This is a genomic window from Mesorhizobium australafricanum (assembly GCF_033977265.1).
Taxonomy (GTDB): domain Bacteria; phylum Pseudomonadota; class Alphaproteobacteria; order Rhizobiales; family Rhizobiaceae; genus Mesorhizobium; species Mesorhizobium australafricanum.
In genome coordinates this window covers 1-18,204 of the sequence record NZ_JAVIIT010000033.1, presented here as the reverse complement: position 1 = coordinate 18,204, position 18,204 = coordinate 1, and the positions used below count along the sequence as shown (strand labels likewise).

17 protein-coding genes and 2 pseudogenes are annotated in these 18,204 nt (G+C 59.8%); 12 read left to right on the top strand and 7 right to left on the bottom strand.

The features are described 5' to 3' along the window. The first annotated feature begins 73 nt into the window (after positions 1-73). Positions 74-420 (top strand): annotated as a pseudogene (locus tag RFM98_RS30690) (transposase). A gap of 319 nt (positions 421-739) precedes the next feature. Here RFM98_RS30690 and pdxR read toward each other — a convergent pair. Continuing rightward, positions 740-2,167: a MocR-like pyridoxine biosynthesis transcription factor PdxR gene (gene pdxR / locus RFM98_RS30680; RefSeq protein ID WP_320312235.1), complete on the bottom strand. Its 1,428-nt coding sequence runs from the start codon at positions 2,165-2,167 to the stop codon at positions 740-742. Between the two features lie 90 nt (positions 2,168-2,257). On the opposite strand from pdxR, the gene RFM98_RS30675 reads away from it, so the two are divergent. From RFM98_RS30675 to RFM98_RS30665, 3 genes are read left to right on the top strand one after another with little or no spacing between them, the layout of a single operon-like run. Further along, on the top strand, positions 2,258-2,671 hold the full coding sequence (locus RFM98_RS30675) for a cupin domain-containing protein (protein WP_320312233.1): 414 nt from the start codon (positions 2,258-2,260) through the stop codon (positions 2,669-2,671). Between the two features lie 13 nt (positions 2,672-2,684). Further along, on the top strand, positions 2,685-3,176 hold the full coding sequence (locus RFM98_RS30670) for a carboxymuconolactone decarboxylase family protein (RefSeq protein ID WP_320312232.1): 492 nt from the start codon (positions 2,685-2,687) through the stop codon (positions 3,174-3,176). Beyond that, positions 3,152-3,847 (top strand): HD domain-containing protein, encoded by a 696-nt coding sequence (locus RFM98_RS30665; RefSeq protein WP_320312231.1) that lies wholly within the window; start codon positions 3,152-3,154, stop codon positions 3,845-3,847. Before RFM98_RS30670 ends, RFM98_RS30665 begins: the two co-directional genes overlap by 25 nt. A 307-nt stretch (positions 3,848-4,154) precedes the next feature. Here the strand turns inward: RFM98_RS30665 and RFM98_RS30660 are convergent, their stop codons facing one another. From RFM98_RS30660 to RFM98_RS30650, 3 genes are all read right to left on the bottom strand, one after another. After that, positions 4,155-4,601 (bottom strand): cobalamin B12-binding domain-containing protein, encoded by a 447-nt coding sequence (locus RFM98_RS30660; protein ID WP_320312230.1) that lies wholly within the window; start codon positions 4,599-4,601, stop codon positions 4,155-4,157. 107 nt (positions 4,602-4,708) lie between these two features. Beyond that, a complete protein-coding gene (locus RFM98_RS30655) occupies positions 4,709-5,965 on the bottom strand; it encodes a hypothetical protein (protein ID WP_320312229.1) in 1,257 nt (418 codons plus the stop codon). A gap of 93 nt (positions 5,966-6,058) precedes the next feature. Beyond that, positions 6,059-6,253: an alpha/beta fold hydrolase gene (locus RFM98_RS30650; RefSeq protein ID WP_320312228.1), complete on the bottom strand. Its 195-nt coding sequence runs from the start codon at positions 6,251-6,253 to the stop codon at positions 6,059-6,061. 306 nt (positions 6,254-6,559) lie between these two features. Between RFM98_RS30650 and RFM98_RS30645 the strand changes: the two genes are divergently transcribed. Next, on the top strand, positions 6,560-7,003 hold the full coding sequence (locus RFM98_RS30645; protein ID WP_320312227.1) for a hypothetical protein: 444 nt from the start codon (positions 6,560-6,562) through the stop codon (positions 7,001-7,003). A gap of 590 nt (positions 7,004-7,593) precedes the next feature. Here RFM98_RS30645 and RFM98_RS30640 read toward each other — a convergent pair. Continuing rightward, complete coding sequence (locus RFM98_RS30640) at positions 7,594-7,755, bottom strand: glycosyl hydrolase 108 family protein (RefSeq protein ID WP_320312226.1); 162 nt, start codon at positions 7,753-7,755, stop codon at positions 7,594-7,596. Between the two features lie 108 nt (positions 7,756-7,863). Between RFM98_RS30640 and RFM98_RS30635 the strand changes: the two genes are divergently transcribed. Beyond that, positions 7,864-8,109 (top strand): hypothetical protein, encoded by a 246-nt coding sequence (locus RFM98_RS30635; RefSeq protein ID WP_320312225.1) that lies wholly within the window; start codon positions 7,864-7,866, stop codon positions 8,107-8,109. Between the two features lie 580 nt (positions 8,110-8,689). On the opposite strand, the gene RFM98_RS30630 is transcribed toward RFM98_RS30635, so the two are convergent. Beyond that, positions 8,690-9,013 (bottom strand): DUF1326 domain-containing protein, encoded by a 324-nt coding sequence (locus RFM98_RS30630; protein ID WP_320312224.1) that lies wholly within the window; start codon positions 9,011-9,013, stop codon positions 8,690-8,692. A gap of 241 nt (positions 9,014-9,254) precedes the next feature. Between RFM98_RS30630 and RFM98_RS31500 the strand changes: the two are divergent. The 6 genes and pseudogenes from RFM98_RS31500 to RFM98_RS30605 all read left to right on the top strand — a co-directional run. Further along, positions 9,255-9,564, top strand: a pseudogene (locus tag RFM98_RS31500) (sugar phosphate nucleotidyltransferase); the annotation flags it as partial. Positions 9,565-9,576: 12 nt separating this feature from the next. Continuing rightward, positions 9,577-10,890, top strand: a complete 1,314-nt coding sequence (locus tag RFM98_RS30625) for a glycosyltransferase (RefSeq protein WP_430682383.1) — start codon at positions 9,577-9,579, stop codon at positions 10,888-10,890. A gap of 2 nt (positions 10,891-10,892) precedes the next feature. Then, positions 10,893-11,804, top strand: coding sequence for a hypothetical protein (locus RFM98_RS30620; RefSeq protein ID WP_320312222.1), 912 nt, complete (start codon positions 10,893-10,895; stop codon positions 11,802-11,804). A 184-nt stretch (positions 11,805-11,988) separates the two neighbouring features. Beyond that, complete coding sequence (locus RFM98_RS30615; protein WP_320312221.1) at positions 11,989-13,371, top strand: O-antigen ligase family protein; 1,383 nt, start codon at positions 11,989-11,991, stop codon at positions 13,369-13,371. Positions 13,372-13,404: 33 nt separating this feature from the next. Further along, positions 13,405-15,276, top strand: a complete 1,872-nt coding sequence (locus tag RFM98_RS30610) for a polysaccharide biosynthesis tyrosine autokinase (RefSeq protein ID WP_320312220.1) — start codon at positions 13,405-13,407, stop codon at positions 15,274-15,276. A 109-nt stretch (positions 15,277-15,385) separates the two neighbouring features. After that, entirely contained in the window at positions 15,386-16,915 is a 1,530-nt protein-coding gene (locus RFM98_RS30605) for a hypothetical protein (protein WP_320312219.1), read from the top strand. A gap of 273 nt (positions 16,916-17,188) precedes the next feature. Here RFM98_RS30605 and RFM98_RS30600 read toward each other — a convergent pair. Then, positions 17,189-18,204 (bottom strand): calcium-binding protein (locus RFM98_RS30600; protein ID WP_320312218.1); only part of this gene is annotated, 1,016 nt, incomplete at its 5' end.

Below are 18,204 nucleotides of genomic sequence, written 5' to 3'. Positions count from 1 at the left end.
TGAAGCCCAGGCTCTCGGCCGCTCGCGCGGTGGGTTCGGCACCAAGCTCCATGCCGTCGTAGATGCACTTGGCCTGCCGGTCCGCTTCGAGATCGGCCCCGGTCAGCAAAATGACATGGCACCTGCCTGTGGGCTGGTCGAGGGGTTTGCTGCAGGCCAAGTGATCGCCGACCGCGCTTATGATGCCGGTCGACTGCATGATGTGATCCTCGACCAAGGCGGTGAACCGGTCATCCCGCCGCGGCGCCATCGCAAATACCAGCACAGCTACGACAAGATCGCCTACAAAACCGCTGGGGCATCGAGGCGTTCTTCGCCAAGCTCAAGCAGTGGCGGCGCATCGCAACGCGCTACGACAAGATCGCTGCCAACTTCCTCGGCTTCGTCAAGCTCGCTGCGATCATGCTCTGGCTCAAATGACTAAATTGTCACTACAGCCTAGTTTAGACATGCGGCGGTCTCCCCGATCTGAGCTGGTGAGGGAAGTCGAGAATGGAAGTCAGGTACTACGTTTCGAAGAGCGCTGACCGCTGGACGGTTCGATATGACGAAAAGGACTATCCCTACCCATCCCATTCGGAAGCTGTACTGGCAGCTGTTAAGGCCGCTAGCAGCGCGTCAGCCAACGGATACGAAGCCGAGGTGTCACCGAATGGCCAATCGCATGATATCGTGAGCCATTCGCTAAGCTTTTGAGATTAGAGCAGACCCGTTTCATGCTACTCGGACTCAGCCTCCCTCAGGCCGAGCGCAGACCGCTGACTCGCCGGATTGCCTCAAAGAGACGATCACAGGATCTCGCAAGGTTCTTCGTCGGCGCGGTCGCGACCCCGAGCAAAAGACCTGATTGAGCCGTGGCTGGCGACGAGTACCAGGCGGACAGCGGCGCGGGAGACATGCCGAGGGCTGAAACTTCGCGTGCTATGGCTAAATCCGATGTTTCGCTCGGCAGCTTCAGTAGCACGGCGAGGCCGGGGGTCGAGAGCTGATCAGCGCTTGCGAGTGGGCGAAGCCGCGCCAGCAGGGCCTCGCGCTTGGCTGCATAGGCGCGCTTTGTTCGGCGGAGATGGCGGATATAATGGCCCTCCCGCATGAATTCGGCGGTCGCGAGCTGCACTGCGGGGCCTTGCGCGGGCGCCAGACACGCCGCCACCTCCGCGAAGCGGCTGACAAGTTCGGCCGGCGCGATCACGAAGCCCAGCCGTATGGTCGGGCTGATCGTCTTGCTGAATGAACCGATATGGATGACGCGCCCATCGCCGTCGACCGACGCGAGCGCCGGCGCGGCCCTGCCGGTCAATTGCAGCTCACTCAGATAATCATCTTCAATCACCCAGACGTTGTTAGCGGCGCTCCATTCGAGCAGGCGAAGCCGTCGCTCTAGAGAGAGGGTGTAGCCCAGGGGGGCATGCTGGCCAGGTGTGACGAGAACGAGCTTCCCATCCGGGTGATGGCGCAATGCGTGGTCGAGATCGATCCCATCCCGATCGACCGGGATCGGAGCCAGCGACAAGCCCGCAAGCTCCAGCCCTTTCCTGGACCATGGGAAGCTGGGATCCTCCACCCAGGCAGTGCGCCCGTCCAGGCGCAGAACGCTGAGCGTCAGGCCAAGCCCGCCAGCGAAGCCCCCGGTGACGATAACCTGCGATGGAAGGCAATTGATGCCTCGGGCAACCGCAAGATAGCCAGCGATTTCGCGTCTCAACTCCAACTCGCCGCGAGGATCGGGATAAAGAGGGGGCGCACCTGCCTCGGCCCGGACCGCGTGCGCGCGAATACGCGCTAACAATGTGGCCGGGAAAGTCTCGGTTGCCGGCACGCCCATTTGGAAGAACGCAGGTCCCCGCACCATCTCCAGATAAGTCTCCAGGAAGGTGCCCGTGCCTGGCGGCGGCTGAGTCCTTGTGAGCATGCGAGGGCGTTGAGCGACATGCGTGCCCCTGGCCCGTGACGCCTCGATCAGTTGGGCGGCGGCGAGCTTCTCGTAGGCAGACCGTACGGTTCCGCGCGCTACGCCGAGTTGGGCAGCGAGATCCTGCCACGATGGCAGTCGCGCACCCGGCCTGAGCACGCCATCCTCAATGGCTTTGGCCAGCCCCCGTCGGATCTGTTCCGACAGAGAGGCCTTGGCCGAACGATCGATGTTCAGATTCATAGGATTGACCATCCTCGGATGGTACATCATTTCTGCGCTTTCTTGGTCCTTTTTTATGCCCCAGCGGCGGACCACCTATGGGCGGTCAACAGGAGAAGACCAGTGAAGATCGGACCCATTATCCCAGCGATATTCATCGCACTCACCTCTGCCTTGCCTGTTTGGGCGGATGGGCATCAGACCGAAACGGTCGCCAAGAAGTTCGACCAAGCTATTCCGAACGTCCCAGGCAAGTCGCTGATTGTCGTGGAAGTCGACTATGCACCTGGCGCCGCTTCGCCGCCGCACAGGCACGCAGGATCAGCCTTTATCTATGCCTACGTGCTCTCGGGCGAGATCGAGTCGAAGGTGAACGACGGCAAAACCCGAATCTATAAGAGCGGCGAGAGCTGGTTCGAAGCGCCGGGCGCGGTCCATTCGATCAGCCGCAACGCCAGCAACACCGAGCCGGCGAAGTTGCTGGCCGTTTTCGTCGTCAGCTCACAGGACCAGAAGCTCACCACGCCGGTTGAATAAAGGGAACCTAAAGATGACAAGCAGACTTGATTACAACCGTGTCGCCCCCGGTGCCGCCAAGGCGCTTGGCGGAGTGTATGGTTACGTAATGCAGAGCGGCCTGCCCAGCGAGCTGGTGGATCTCGTCTATCTGCGGGTCTCGCAGATCAACAACTGCGCCTATTGCCTCGACATGCATGCCCGCGAACTTATCAAGAAGGGCGTGAAGGTCGAGAAGCTCACGTTGCTGCAAGCGTGGCAGGAGGGCGGCGGCCTCTTTAGCGAGACCGAGCGTGCCGCACTTGCCTGGGCAGAGACCGTCACGCGCGTCGCCGAGACCGGCGTGCCGGAGTGTGCCTACGAGGCCGCACGACAGGTTTTTGACGAGAAGCAACTCGTCGATCTGACTGTCGCGATCAGCATTATGAACAGCTATAATCGCATGGCGATCAGCTTCCGGAACACGCCCGAGGCTGTCGTTGACCATCATGGAGAGCAATCATGGCCGTCGAGATCAGTGGCGTAAGTCTCCCTGACAGCAAAATCGCGCGCGAGGTAACCGAGTTTGTTCGCGACACTGAGAGCCATCTGCTGTTCCATCACTCGATGCGGGTCTATTTCTGGGGAGCCATGACGGGGAAACGGAGGAATATGACCTTTGACCCGGAGCTCCTCTATACGGCCGCTATGTTCCACGACGTCGGCCTCACTCCTCGCTATCAAAGCAGTCAGTTGCGTTTCGAAGTTGATGGGGCAAATGCCGCGCGTGACTTTCTTCAGGCGCGGGGGATTTCCGAGAGCGACATCGAGATTATCTGGAACGCCGTCGCACTCCACACCACGCCTGGAATACCCGAGTTCATGCGCCCGGAGATCGCGCTGGTGCAGGCGGGGGCCGGCATGGATGTCGCAGGTCGCGGATATGACGAATTCACAGTTGGCCAGCGTGATGCTGTTGTGGCCGCTTTTCCAAGAGAAGCTCGCTTCAAGCATGACATAATCGACGCCTTCTACGAGGGCATGAAGTATCGCCCCGACAGCACGTTCGGCACGTTCAATGACGACATTCTAGCCTTTAAGGAGCCGAACTTTCGCAGGGTTGACATCTGCAGCGTGATCCTTGACTCACGATGGGATGTGTGCGCGGACAAGGCCGCTGAGAGAATGCAGCGAGGCGAGCGCTGCGTTCGTAGCTGATGATCGCAAGCCCATTCGGCCTGAAAATTCCGGACCGGCCTAAATCTCCGCCGCTGAGGTCTGCTTTCAGGCTGAGGAAAACTTCGTCCCTGCGACCGTGATTGGACGTGAAGCTGCCGTCCACACTTAATGGCCCCAATTTGCCCTAAGAGCGTATCTATCGTCCCGCCTTATCCATAAGCAACCGCAATTCGGGCTCAGGCGCGACCCAGAAGGTTCGAAAAGCTTCCAAGAACCCCAGTCGATCACGAATTGTAGAACCGTCCAACGACGGCTGTTTCTCGTCGAATGTGGCGAAGCCGCCGTCCTAGGCGGACGAGCCGCCGAGGACGTGGCCGACGGAATGTCGCAGCGTGCAAAGATCCGCCTGCCGTTCACGCTCGAGGTTGCCTAGTGCGGCGATGAACTCGCCGGGAGACGCGCAGGCTGAGATGCCCAGGGCGGCTATGTCCAGGCTGACGTCGACAGGTAAACCCGAATTGGAATCATCTTGTATCTGATTGAGCCTGCCGCCGATGAAAACGGGTATGGCCGAGCCCACTTTGGACAAAGCAGCTTGCACTTCCTGCGCATAGTGCAAAGCAATGCCGTTGTAGGTGCTGATGGCGATGACGTTCGCGCCGCTCCCGATGGCCGAGGCCACAAGATCGTCGGCATCGGCTGAGACGCCCCCGTCGATACACTCGATTCCCAGTCCTGAGAGGACGTGCTCGATCAGGACCTTGCCATGCTCGTGTACGTCACTGCATCCCACACAAACCTTCAGGCCGGAACGGGAAAGGCGTATCGCGATCTCCTCGGGGACTTGCGTGAGCCAGTGCGCGACATCCTTGTTGAGTTCGGCTACCCATTCCGCGGCGATTAGCGGGTGCCGCCCCCCGGCGCCGCAGGATATGAGCCCCCGGCGCCGTAAAGCGATTCAAGCCTCCGTGGTCCGAGCCGCCGAATAGCCAGCATCAGTCGAGCAGGATCTTCAATATCCACGCCGACGGCGGCGAGCCCCTGAAGGGCATTGCGCTCAAATGTCCGGGCGCCCGCGACGAGCTTTTCAGCTGCGATATCGATTGCGTGCAGATCCAGAATGTCGAGAGAGGCGGCTGCGTGCTCCACAAGGGGCGCAGCGAATATCTGTGCGTCAATGATTTCTTCGACATCGGGGATGCGATCGTTCTCCGTCACGGGGACGGGATTGATGGCGTGGCCGGTATGCTGGCGGGTGAGCGCCCAAATGTCCGCCTGGAGGTAATTGGACAGGCTCGCGAAGTTTCCGATCGGAGAGGAGCGATAGCTGACGGTATTGCCGAAAATCATCGTGCCGGTCGTGCTGGAAACGCTGGCTAAAGCCTTGTGGAAGGCCAAGCGAGAGAGAGGTGCCGTGAAGTGATGGCCGTAGCAATGGCTAAGACGGCCCCCAATAAGGTCTTCGACGATATATTTCTCGATGAGCGCCATGCCGAGCGCGCACGTCACGTCCGAGAACAATCCGGCGAACCCGTCATCTAGGTTCGAGTGAATCAGCACCTCGACGTCCTGCGCGGCAATCAAGCCCATTGCCGTTACGGTCGCCTCAGTCGTGGCGACGTCGTCGTCCCAGTCGGGGAGTCGAAAGGTAAAATATTGGCCTAGATTGCCAATTGCGGTTGCGCCTGCCGCCAGCGCGTGCCGCGCGTTGTCCAACGCGCCAGGCAACCCGAGCATAAAATCACCAAAGGGAGCTGCGGCCGGCACCGCATTTGTTATTCTGGCAAAATCCTTGGGCCCATTCAGCACGATCCCGGTGCCTCGTCGGCGACCACGTCGCTCAGCCGCTGGATATCCCATCGACCAATCCAGTGTAATGCCGAAGCGGTGGATGATTACGCCATTCGCCGCGCAGCTTTCATGGACGACCCGGATGGCGTCCAACGTGCGCTCCACACCCCGAAAGCCGATGTGAGCGTGTTGCATGATGTGCCCTGCCGCGGCCATCCGCCGCTTGTACTCGGCCTCGCTTGGTGCGGAGACCAATTCAAGGAACGCGGTCCTCCCAACCGACCAATCGCGTGCCAGTTGGCGGCCCTCTGCTAGCAACTCGCTTCCCGGTCGAAGCCGTCCTGACAGGAGCTTGGTGACGTCCATATCCTGGGGCATTCAGAACCTCTCGAGCGCGCCCGCACTTGCGGGATGGCGAATCGGGTGGGCGACCTGGCGGTGCACCCACCCTCCAACCCATCACTTGATGCTGGGAAAAAAGCCGAGCAACGCCGCCACGATAGCCTCTGGCGCATCCTCTTGGACGATATGTCCCGCGCCGGGTATGACCTTGAGAACCGAAGCAGGGATCTTCTTAGCCAGCGTGCGGCCATGCTCGACGGAAATCCACCTGTCCTCCTCGCCCCAAAGGATTGTTACCGGGCATCCAGCCATCACCCTCCGGCGGCTTATCGACCAACGTCGGCATCAGCGGCGGAATGAAGGATAACCGGCGCACGCCGGCAGGCTTACGCATTGGAACTCCCCACAACTCGAATTTGATTCAATATCGCATGGCTCCTTCTGTTCCGTTAGCTGTTGCTAAATAAGCAAATCGGAACATACCGGCCGATAGACCGTTCCAGGGAACAGAAAGTTGTGCGGCGGGAGGCCGCTTTGCCAAACATGACACCGGAGCAATGTCGTGCCGGGCGGGCTCTTCTGAGGTGGCCCCAGGTGCGCCTCGCCTCGAAGGCCGGCATGGGCGAAGGCGTCATCCGCGACTTTGAGAGCGGCAACAGGGTACCCAATCCGAGCAAGATGATCGCAATTCGGCGCGCACTGGAGGCGGCTGGCATCCTTTTCGTGTCGGACGGTCAGCAAATAGCTGGCGGCTTGGGCGTCAGGCTTAAGGCCGGGGGATCGCCACACATCCTCTCACGGAAGGTGAGGCGGGCATCATCGCCACCAGCGAAATGTAAGGGAGAAACGGCTATGGCTGAGGACAAAACTACGCGCGACAAAACTTCCGCAGCGCTGGAAGCAAGGCTCACCTGTTTCCGAAACAAGATGCAAGCTGCCAATGTTAGCACAGACGAGATAGACGTCTTTCAACGAGTGGCAGAAGTAATGGACGACGGCAGAGGCGGCGTCGACCCGGACGATTTGATCGCGCTTTCCTTTGTAATGGCAAGTGAAGCGTGAGGGTACCGATGGACATCTCATCTTCGGCGATCATGGTCTTGCTCGCTTGCAACCCCCGGCAGGCTTCGGTGTGTCACCGGATCGAAACGCCATCCCAAATCTATTCCTCACTCGCTGATTGCCAAGATGCTTTGGCGGATCGTTTGGCGCGGTCACCTAATGGCGAAATCCTTGGCCGATGCAGAGATATCGATGAAAATGTCACGGCTTCGCTCCCAGACAGATATGCATCTGTAACGGTGACGCGCGGCACCCAACCAACGAACTATCTCGTGCCGCGTAAAAGGTAGTGGGCAAAGCTTTCGGCCGGAGGATGGCATCCCCAAGAAGAGCGCCCGCCGGCGACAGCGGGCGCTCCGAAAACAGACGATGAAGGGAGCATCGATCGTCGGTCCAAGCCAGTGGAATAGCTGGCAGTCAGTGCTGGATCCAATGCCGGGTGGAATCGGACTTCGGTCGCAGGGCACACTGACCGTGGCCCCATAGACGGAACGAGTACCGTAACCGGCCGTTTGCACGCAGCCGCTCCCGCTGCGGCTGGCGGGTGAGCGGTGGAGGGCTCCGGCGCTGGTGGTATTTGCGCCGGGGCCTTATAGAAATGTTGGGCAGAGGATTTTGACGCCCATTACAGGGCGAGGCGCGAAGCCCTTGCTCCTCCGATAGGCATGGTAGACGCGCTGGGTCACTCCTTTCAGCGTGACCCAGCCCGGGTCGGCCGGTTGATTGCTATAGCCGCCCTCGTGCGCGAGCACGCGGGCGAGCGATTCCTACTCGCGGGATGCGGTCATGTTTTTTCCTTTCGTTGAGGAACCTTCTTGCGCGTCGGTAATTAAAAGCCGCGGCAAGGGGGATTTCCGGATTTGGATTGCTTCAAGAAGCTCGAGGCGCTGATCGACGCCGGCGGCGCCAACCTGGTCGCCGAGTCGCGCCTGCTTCTCGGTCAACTCAAAGGCACGTCGCAGGAGCTGGCAGGGGCCGTCGACGAATTCCTGCTCGACATGATGACGCTGGAATTCCTGCTCGGAGCCGAGCGCGAGGCATTCCACAATTCAGCACGACGACTGGCGCGCATGCGTCTGACGATGGTGAAGCTGCTCTCGACCTAACGCTGTCCGCGCCGGCCGAGCCTTGCGGGTTGCCGAGCGAGATTTGCGTCGTGTAGCCGCTGCCGCGGTCGAGCGTATCGGATGGAGCGGTCAATATCGTCGGCAAAAGAGCGCGCGAAAAGGGCTGTCGGCGGCTCCGTCGCGGGAACGAAAAAAGAAGAGAAGCAGAACCTTCGTGTGCGATTTTTGCACACGGCATCGCGCAACTATCTGATATTACTTATCTATCTGCCCCATCCATCATGGGCGCAACGGCCAGTCTATGGTATTGATTTTTCATCATTTTTCTTTGACATCAAATCGTTAGGGCCTGCCGAATGCACACGAATTCAAGCCAGGATACGACCCTTTTCGCCACGTTTCGACTTCTCGGGGCACACGGGAGCGCACACGAAAAAATGGCCACCTGCACAAAACTCTCGTCCGGCTCCTGGCCGTTCAAGTACGTCGCAAAGGTCGCTACGTCAGCGAGACCTTCCTGCGTCGAGACGACGCTGGGCAACCGACACCGAGCGCCGGGTCGATCGTGCTGAGACGCTGACCAAATCCCGTATAGCGCGCCTGAAAACGTTCGGCGAACTCATCGACCTTCATATCGACGACATGTGCGATGTAGGCAAGCCCCCTCGCCGCTCCAAGGCCGCAGCCCTCGGATCTCCACCGACCGCTTCTTGGAGCAGATCTGGTACCCGGTCGACGCCTTCTTGGCTCCCAGGTTTGTACCGATCATCGGCGCGACCATGGTCATCGGGCCACCAGCGGCGCCGGTGACAATCGCGCCCAGCGCCTGCATTTGCCTGTCATCGGCCCATTCGTCGATATAGGCAGCGGCCGTCCAGTTGCCGTCCGCCATCGGACCGGGCGCGCGCGACCATCGCAACGTTGACGTCGTCCAGTCGGGCATCGCCGAAGTAGCCGGTGTCGATGTGAAAGGCCAGGGCTGCGTCAGGGAGGATTAAGTGAGCGCTTACTATCGAAGCCTGCTGCGGCAAATCATTTCCTGCAAACGCACGAAGACGCGTGGAAAGCGTTGTGTTTAGTTTTTCAAATCCGCTCCAGTCCGCTCGTGATCGCCGGAGTCGGGGCTGAAGTGATCACGACACGATACTTCAATGATTGCGAGCTCTGGCAACACGAAGGATAACATGAGCGCTGTCATTCAATGCGGCGGGAAGGAAACGCGCTTACGGCCGCAGACATCCATTTTGCCTGTGCCAAAACCGCTGATGCCGATCGGAATGCGACCCGTCCTCGAGCTCGTGCTCAAATGGGCTCGGGCGCAATGGCATCAGAGCAGTTTACATCACGACCGGATATCGCGGCCACGTCATTCGCAGCGTTTGCGGCGATGGGAATCAGTGGAACATGCGGATCAACTACACGCAGGAACTGGAGCCGCTCGGAACGATCGCACCGTTGTCACTGCTGCGCGAACACCTCGATGAGCCGTTCCTGGGAGGTGGGAAGATGTCGAATGTACAAAGCGTGAACCGGCCGTATGGCGATCGTAGGCAGGGTCCTCACCTCCTTCGTGACGATCCAAATGGGACGCCTATGGAGGGACGCGGCCCCCTGCAGCCCCATCTGCTCTATATCGGAGGCGAAGACCATCATCTTCGTATTCCGGCCATGTCCGCCCTGCGCGATCACGGCTTTCGCATAACCGCGGCTGGAACGGGCGAATCCGCCCCGTTTGAGCAAGCAGGCATCAACTATCGGCGCTTCCATTTCGACCGTTTCGTAAGTCCGCTCGCCGATTGGGCCGCGGTCAAGAGCATTTCGAAGATCCTTGTCGAGGTGCAGCCCGATCTCGCACAGAGCTTCGACACCAAACCATCCGTGTTCCTTCCTCTGGCTGCGAGAAGCACTCCTGGCGTATTGGTCATTCGCACGATCAACGGACGGGCTTTCCTCTACTCGTCGCGATCTCCCACGGCCTTGACGTTGCGTCCAGTCTATCGCGCGCTCCACAAAATTGCGGCTCGCACTGCCGCGGCCACGGTTTTCGAAATTGGTGACGATCTTGCATTCTTCGAGCGCCACGGGATGGCAGGGAAGAAGCCCGTGCTGGTTCCTGGCGCTGGCGTCGATGTCGATGGTTTCGATCGGGCATTGACGTCAGGGCCTTCGCCATCCCAGCTTCGCAAGGAGCTTGGGCTCGGCGACGCCGAAGTCGTGATCACCGTGACGCGGATGACCCGGCAGAAAGGTATTCCGGCGCTGCTCAAAGCGGCAGCTAAGGTGCACGAAGTGCGTCCCGATGTATGCTTCCTGCTTGTCGGCCCGCGTGAATCCGAAGGTCCGCTTGCCGTGACGCAAGCGGAGATCGAGCGGCATGCGCCCTATGTGAAGGCGATAGGACCGAGGTCGGACATCCCATCACTGCTCGCGCTCGCGGATGTGTTCGCCTTTCCGACCGAGTATCGGGAAGGCGTGCCACGGGTGCTTCTCGAGGCGGCGCTCGCCGGTGTGCCGATCGTGACCACTACCATGCCCGGTTGCGCCGAGGTCATTTGCGACGGATGGAATGGCTTCCTGGTTCCGCCCGGAGCACCTCGCCTGTTGGCTGCAAAAATTCTCGACCTGCTCGGCAATCGGGAGAATGGGCGAATCATGGCCGGTCGCGCGGCCGAGCGCGTCAGGAAGGAGTTCTCCCTCGAAAACGTTGTCGCTTGTCAGGCCGCTCTCTACAGGGACCTCATTGATCGCGCGGGCGGGTCTCGGTTCAACGACGACAAAAACACCCGCGAGCAAAGAGGTCACACATGCGGTGCGCCATAGGGATGAGTGCGCGCGCCGTGCACCTCCTGCGGTCTGCGGGGGCAGCTCAACTGGCCGCGAGTACCTTGCTCCTGCAAAGCCTTGTGTTTGATGTGCCAGCACGCGCCGAGCCTGGAACCACGCTGCACTTCGCTTCCAATGGCAACTTCGACTCGCACGGAAATTATCTTCCCGGCACCGTTGGGTTCAATCTGGCGGACGTTAGTAGCGTCCCTCAGCTCAACTCTTTGCCGGACGGCGTCAGGGGCCTCGTGTGGGTTGGCCAGTGCAATGGCGTCGATACCACGTTCCTCAACACCGTCCGGCCGTACATCGGCAACGCCAAAGTCTTCGGCTTCTATCTGATGGATGACCCAGATCCGACGGGACAGCATCGCCGTCGCTGCACAGCTGACAACCTGAAGGTCGAGTCCGACTGGATTCATGCCAACCTGCCCGGCGCAAAAACATTCATCCTCCTCATGACCACAACTTCGTCCAGGAAGCCGTCGTTCACAGGTACCTACAACCCCACCAACTCACATGTAGACCTGTTCGGTATCGACCCTTATCCCTGCCGAACGGAGTTGAAGGGCTGCGACTACAACGAGATCGACCTCTATATCGCTGCCGCGGAATCCGCGGAAGTGCCACGCGATAGTATGGTCCCGGTCTATCAAACCTTTGGTGGCGGCAAATGGGTCGATGACGGCGGCGGTCAGTATACTCTGCCGACTGTCAGTCAGCTGGAGCAAATTCTGGCCCGATGGGACGCGCTCATCCCGACACCCGTGTTCGACTATGCCTACAGCTGGGGATCGCAGAATGCAGATACGGCGCTCGGCAATTCGCCGGATTTGCAGGCGGTGTTCTCGCGCCGCAAAGAAAGCGCGATAGGCTTTAGTTTGGATCGATTGGGGATACTCAAATGGTGACCGCTCGACTGCGGCGCAATCGAGAAACGTCCCCCATAGGCTATGGGCTTGGAGGCTGCCTAACGGGAGAGACGGACAATCGGTTTGGGACATCGTCCGCTGCCCGGCGATCCACAAAGAGGTTTCAGATCGCTGCTCTCAACCGCCGGCTGAAGGACGAACCTCCGGATTGGGAGGTGTGCCGATGATACCGGACGTGTTGTTCGCGCTCGGACTGCTGCTGACACCTGCTTCGCAATTGCGGCTCGAAAGCTTTCCGGTGGGACCGGGCGAAATTTGTCTTCTCATCTGGATAGTTCTCATACTCGGCCGCGAGGCGGCTCGTCTTGGCCAGCCCCTTACGCCGGCTCTTTCGCGACTACTTATCTTTTGGTCGATTTTTACCATTGCGCAAAGCCTCGGCATGCTGACTGCAAGGCTCATCGGCGACCAGCACGATCCCGAGTGGTTCCTGCACGATGTCATGGCCTATCCTCTTTTGGCCGCCATAAGCTGTCTGAGCCTGATCGACCCCGATGCCGGGCCACGTTTGCGTCGCGTCAGCTGGCTTTTATGCGCGCTCGGCACGCCGGTTGTCGCCGCACAGCTCGCTCACCTCTGGGGACTGTTCGATATCCCGTCGGTCGATCCTTTGTGGTGGGATCAATTCCGTGGCTGGTCATCAAATCCGCATCAGCTTGCCATATTGTGCATGGTGCTTGGAATTCTGTCGCTTCATCTCGCCGAAACCGCCACCCGGCTCGGCGCGAAGATTGCCGCCCTCGCCTGCGCTATCGTCCCCGTCTACGCGGGCCGGCTTACGGGCAGCGATTCATTCACTCTCATTCTTGTAGCCGCCGGCCCGATCTTCATTGCATTCAAATTCCGAACTTGGCTGGTCTCGCGTGCACCGCGGGTCAGTTTCCGCTCGGCGTTCGCCTGGATGATCGTGCTGGCTGTACCGGTGATCGTAGTTTCGGTCGTCCCGCTGGCTTACTCGATTGCCGTCGAGGCTCAGGGTCTCGCCAATTCGATGGCACGGGAAAATCCGGAGGAAACCGAGGAGAAGACATCGCTGCGATTTGAGCTGTGGGGGCAGGCGATCCGGCGGGGTGTCGAATCGGGGATGCTGGGTTTGGGTCCTGGGCCGCATCTTGAAATACCCCATTCCATCGTGTCCCAGAGGAACATGGACACAGCGCAGCCCGAATTTGTCGAACACCCCACGCCCTCCTTTGCGCCGAACTTCGAGGCGCACAACACATTTCTCGATCTTTTCACCCAGGGCGGGCTGATCATCGTTTTGAGCTTCATATGGATCGTCGCAACGGCTTTCTGGTTCGCCTACCGGACCGGGCAAGCGGGGCTGCCGACCTTGCTCTGTGGTCTCTGCATATACTCGATCGCTACCTTCATCCTCAGGCATCCGATCTTCTGGTTTGTGATCGCGCTCTGCCTGGTCGCGGAGCCGAAGCCGGCGGATCTGGTGCGATCCGTCACTGGAGGCAAAGCGCTGAGCGGCATTCTTTCGCGCTCTCCGCTCCGCATCGGATATGGCACGAGCAAACTGCGCACCAGGTCGAGCTAATTGCGGAAACGGACCGCTGGCATGGAGGTACGGATGCAGCTGATGCACAGCACGGGTCACACCACCGGCCCCATGCCGTTTGAACCTGATGTCGAGAACGAGCGGCAGGACAATCACGCCACGATAGTTCCCGAGCTGGGTTTCCAGCAGATGATCGGGATCCTGCGTCGGAGGAGCACATTTATTCTCACGGTCGCAGCGTTAGGAACGATACTGGCTGGTGTCGCCGGTCTGCTCATCACACCCAAATATACCGCAACCGCGCAGGTCCTTGTTCGGGCTGCCACTCCTCTCAGCCCCGAAGCGCTCCAGCAGGCCGTCGACACTCAGGTGACGATGCTGACCTCTCCCTTTCACTTGCAGCACGTCCTCGACAGCCTGCGGAAAGACACAGGCTTCCGGGGAGCGACATCCGAACCCGAAGCGAATTCGGGCGCCACTGCGCAAGCTCCCGCTGCGCCAAGCACGACCGAAGCCGGGCCACTGAGCTTGAAGGAACTCAAGCGCCGGCTGGATGTCTGGATTGGGGCGCTTACCGGGCACAAACGAGACGGCACGGGGCTTACATTCGACGATCTCCAGCGTCGCTTGCAGGTCCTGCAAGAGCGCCGCTCACGCGTCATCGACGTCACCTTCCAGTGGACGACCCCCCAGAAGGCTGCCGATATCGTCAACCGGACAGTCCAGCTCTACGTCCAGAACAGCGCCGAGCAGCAGCGGGCCTACAGCACCAACGAAATGGCTCGGCTTGAAGAACGAATTTCAGCTGTGAAGGCCGATATCGAGCGGGCTAACGCGGCGCTCCGCGAGGCAAGTCAGCCGCGGTCCGGTGCAAGCCGGATCGCCGGCAGCGAGGAACAAGTGGCTGACCCGGACCCGCACGAGCTTGAGCGTTCGGCGGCCACCAGCGCACAGCTTTACGAAAATCTGCTACAACGACAAAAGGATATCCGCGAACAAGATGAGCTGGTCAGCCCAGACGCAAGTATCCTCTCGCTTGCCTCTCCGCCGTCCCGGCCGAGCTCTCCGAATCCGATCCTGTTCATGCTCCCTGCCTTGATCGCCTCTTTGATCTGCGCGAGTTTGCTGGCTCTCGCCCTGGAACGGCTGGATAGAGGCCTGCGCAGCGAGCGCGAAATTAACGATGCGCTCGGTCTGTCGTGCATCGGCCTTGTACCGCGGATCCCCCGCCAACACCTGCCTCTTCTTGGCAGGTATCTCCGGGCAAAACCGTTTTCCCCTTACGCGGAAGCATTATGGTCGGTGGTCGCGACGCTGCGGATGGCAAAGCCCGGTAACGCGAAGGTGGTTTTGATCACCTCCAGCATTCCTGGGGAAGGGAAAACCAAGTTAGCCCAGAGCCTCGCGGCCTACATCGGCTTTCTTGGGCGTAGCGTGCTCTTGGTCAGTCTCGATTTTCGCAAAGGCTCGCGAGTTGGCGAGTCCAACGATGCGAGCGACAGACGGATCGTCGATCTGTCCCCGCAAAGCCGACCGCCGGCGGAGCTCATCCGGCATATCGCGGAGGCTGGATTCGACTATCTCCCGATGACCGGTTACCACCTCGATCCCTTGGCCGCCACCGAACAGATGGCGGGCCTCATCCGTCAGCTGCGCGAGCGTTACGATTATGTCATCATCGACGGTCCGTCTGTCCTTGGTGCTGTGGAAGCTCGGTTGCTTCCTTCGATTGCCGACAGATTACTCCTGGTCGTGAAATGGGGGAGCACAAGGCGCGAGGTGGCTCAGAACGCGTTGAGCCTGCTTCATAAGTCCGGCGGTCTCGACAAGGATCATAGCGATCTTGCGATGGCCATCGTGACACAGGTCGATCTCAAGAGGCACGCTCGATATCGCTACGGTGATGTGGGCGAGTTCTCGTCGGGGCCGGGACGGAGCAGATAGCGGCAGCCAATCGAAGTCACAATCGTAATACCTTTCGTTACCTCAGAGGATTGAGGAAATAAAAAGCCTTCAAAACCGTGTAACTGTCCAGGCGGAAGGGGCCAGAAAGATGAAACACGATGCTCCGCACAAGACAGATGTGATCAGCGGCTCGGGCGCGGAGAGCGCAATCCTGCTTCTGATATTGATGGTCTTGAACGACTTTCATCGACAAAATATTTCCTATTGCTACTGGAAAAGCAGCAAAAGGGTCCATCGAGGCTTAACGGGCGAGGGAGATCTCGATCTACTTGTCGCGAAGCAGGATCAGCACCGCGCTCAAGCAATTCTCCTTCAGCGGGGCCTCAAGCTTTTTCCTTGCGTAGCGTTCCGTGACCATCCTTCGATCTTGAGCTTTCTAGGTTATGACGAACCGAGTGGCCGACTCGTTCATCTTCATTTGCACTCGCGATTGGTCGCGGGCAACAGCCTCCTCAAGAACTACTGTCTACCGTGGCAAGAAGCAATTTTGGCGCGGACTATCGTTCATCCAAGGCTGCCGGTCCGTATGTTGGATCCGGTGGACGAAGCACTGCTGTTGGTCATACGCAGTTGCCTTGAATTGAGGCGGTCAGATCCTGTTATGCTCCGCAACTGGCGGGCCGAAACGCACAAGTTCGCGCTCGATCGCATGGAACTCGCCGCCCGCGATGATCGCGTGACGCTCAGCAGCCGAGCCGCTGAACTGTTGGGCAATGATCTGGCAGAGATGGTTGTCGCCGCCATCTACGGCAAACCTGCGCTGCAAGATCAGCGACGCCTCCGGCGGCGCATCAAAAGGCATTTCCGTCCTCATCGCGCCTACAACGCATTTGAGGCCGGGCTGCGGAGCCTGGGGCGCGCTGTCCATCTCGTCGGTGGCAGCTTAAACAAGCGTTTTCTCTGGGCACCCCGGCCATGGAGCCGTCGTGCGCCGGGCGGCGGCCATGTGGTGGCTGTGGTCGGCGTTGATGGCTGCGGGAAGTCCACCGTCGTCGCGACAATTCGGGAGTGGCTTAGCCAGGAGGTTGATGCCGTGCCGATCTACTTCGGCACCGGAGCCGGAAGGCCGTCCTTCGTCCTATGGCCGTTCAAGCTGGTGGTACCCCTGATCACCCTCTTGGTTAGGACCAAGCCCAAAGGCGCATCGCACGGCAAGATCTCGGATCGGCCGCCGGGGCCGCTCTACAGTATGCTCCTGATGATCTGGGCCACAGCCGTTGCTATCGAGAAGCGCATCAAGCTGTCGGCGGCGCATCGCGGAGCCAATCGGGGGCTGGTGGTCATTACCGATCGATACCCGCAGAATGAGATCGACGGCTTCAACGAAGGTCCGCTGATGCCACGTCTGACCGGGGTGCCGCCATGGCTACGCCGGTTCGAGGCAACAGCTTATTCCCTTGCCCATCGCCTTCCGCCAGACCTCGTCATCAAGCTGATTGTCCCGCCAGAGACTTGCGCGAAGCGCGAGCCAGACATGGATCCTGCGGTGATAACGAACCGTATCGAGGCGATTCCGCAATTGGCATTCTCGGGAGCGCACGTGGTTTCCATCGACGCCCAACAGCCTTTGGCAGAAGTTATTCGCGCGGTGAAACAAGAGGTTTGGCGGATACTTTAGCGTTTCCCATCACCTTCCCGCTCGTCGACCGGCGCCTTCAGCCACAGCTTGAATAGCCGTAGCAGGCGCCGGTCGACAATGCGTCGGGCCACCGATTTGAGGAGGTCCCGAATTCGCGATCGTGTCGAAGTATTTCGACCGATCGGCGTCTACCACATCAGTATAGCCCCGGCAGATCAGCCGGTGCGTTTTCCTTACTCATAACGAAGCGGGGCAGGATACCCAGATGCGAGAGTCGACGCCGAGGCCAGGAGGTCCGACGCCTGTCGAGATTCACGCAACAACGAACGAAGATGCCGTGAGCGAGAGATGGGGGGCAAGGGCAGCGAATTGTACTTGATGAGAGCCGCCGACGCCGTCGATGTCGAATGAAAGCGCCCCGGTCGAGCTGTTGTAAATAATGTGATCGGTGCTGTCATGCGCGCCCTTGCCAATGTGGAACTCACCCGCCGGCTGGGCATCCGGCTGAAGCCCCGTGAAAACGGTGTGGTCGAGCTGTATCTTGTCGTCGGCGATGTTGAAGTCAGTGATCTTTGCGACATTTCCGGCTTTGAGGGTGGAATTGAACACGAAAACGTCCTTGCCACCATTCCCGGTCAGGATGTCGGCGCCGCCCCCGCCGTTGATGATGTTGGCCCCCGCGTTGCCCTTGATTGTCTGAGCGAACTCGTTGCCGGTCAGGTTGATTGCCGTGGTGCCGGAGGGATTAGTGGTGGCCAGGAGTTCGATCTCCGAGCCAGGCAGAAGCGCATGACTCACCGAGGCGAGGACCTTGTCAATGCCGCCACCGATCGCCTCGATCACCCGATCACCGGCATTGTTGACATAATAGGTGTCATTGCCGGCGCCGCCGATCAGTGTGTCGGCGCCGGTTGTTCCATTGAGCACGTCCGCGCCGGAAGTGCCGTGGAAGGTGCTGCCGCTTGTCGAGGTAGAACCACTTGCGGATGTCGATCCGCTTGTCGAGGTAGAACCACTTGTGGAAGTCGATCCGCTCGTTGAAGTAGAACCCTGGGTGTTATGCTGGAGGAAGACGGCTTGCAGCGCCGGATCGCTTCCAAGCCCCGTATCCCCTTGCTGGGAGCCCCATGCATAGGCATAGTCGAACGCAGGCGACGGCACCAGCTTGGACCAATGGTCCATCATGGTCTGCTCCTGAGCGGGGGTAGGCATCACGTACTGGCCGCCGGTGTCGGTCGTCCAGGTGCCTCCGCCAAACGCTTGATAGACCGGAACGATCTGGCTGGCCGGGATGCCCGAGGCCTCGGCGGCAGCAGCCGCTCTATCGA

Bases quoted from the DNA above. Each gene is read 5' to 3' on its own strand.
- pdxR (WP_320312235.1), bottom strand. From the start codon at position 2,167: ATGGTCAATCCTATGAATCTGAACATCGATCGTTCGGCCAAGGCCTCT.
- RFM98_RS30670 (WP_320312232.1), top strand. From the start codon at position 2,685: ATGACAAGCAGACTTGATTACAACCGTGTCGCCCCCGGTGCCGCCAAG.
- RFM98_RS30665 (WP_320312231.1), top strand. From the start codon at position 3,152: ATGGCCGTCGAGATCAGTGGCGTAAGTCTCCCTGACAGCAAAATCGCG.
- RFM98_RS30655 (WP_320312229.1), bottom strand. From the start codon at position 5,965: ATGGACGTCACCAAGCTCCTGTCAGGACGGCTTCGACCGGGAAGCGAG.
- RFM98_RS30650 (WP_320312228.1), bottom strand. From the start codon at position 6,253: ATGGCTGGATGCCCGGTAACAATCCTTTGGGGCGAGGAGGACAGGTGG.
- RFM98_RS30645 (WP_320312227.1), top strand. From the start codon at position 6,560: ATGGGCGAAGGCGTCATCCGCGACTTTGAGAGCGGCAACAGGGTACCC.
- RFM98_RS30630 (WP_320312224.1), bottom strand. From the start codon at position 9,013: ATGCCCGACTGGACGACGTCAACGTTGCGATGGTCGCGCGCGCCCGGT.
- RFM98_RS30625 (WP_430682383.1), top strand. From the start codon at position 9,577: ATGTCGAATGTACAAAGCGTGAACCGGCCGTATGGCGATCGTAGGCAG.
- RFM98_RS30620 (WP_320312222.1), top strand. From the start codon at position 10,893: ATGAGTGCGCGCGCCGTGCACCTCCTGCGGTCTGCGGGGGCAGCTCAA.
- RFM98_RS30615 (WP_320312221.1), top strand. From the start codon at position 11,989: ATGATACCGGACGTGTTGTTCGCGCTCGGACTGCTGCTGACACCTGCT.
- RFM98_RS30610 (WP_320312220.1), top strand. From the start codon at position 13,405: ATGCAGCTGATGCACAGCACGGGTCACACCACCGGCCCCATGCCGTTT.
- RFM98_RS30605 (WP_320312219.1), top strand. From the start codon at position 15,386: ATGAAACACGATGCTCCGCACAAGACAGATGTGATCAGCGGCTCGGGC.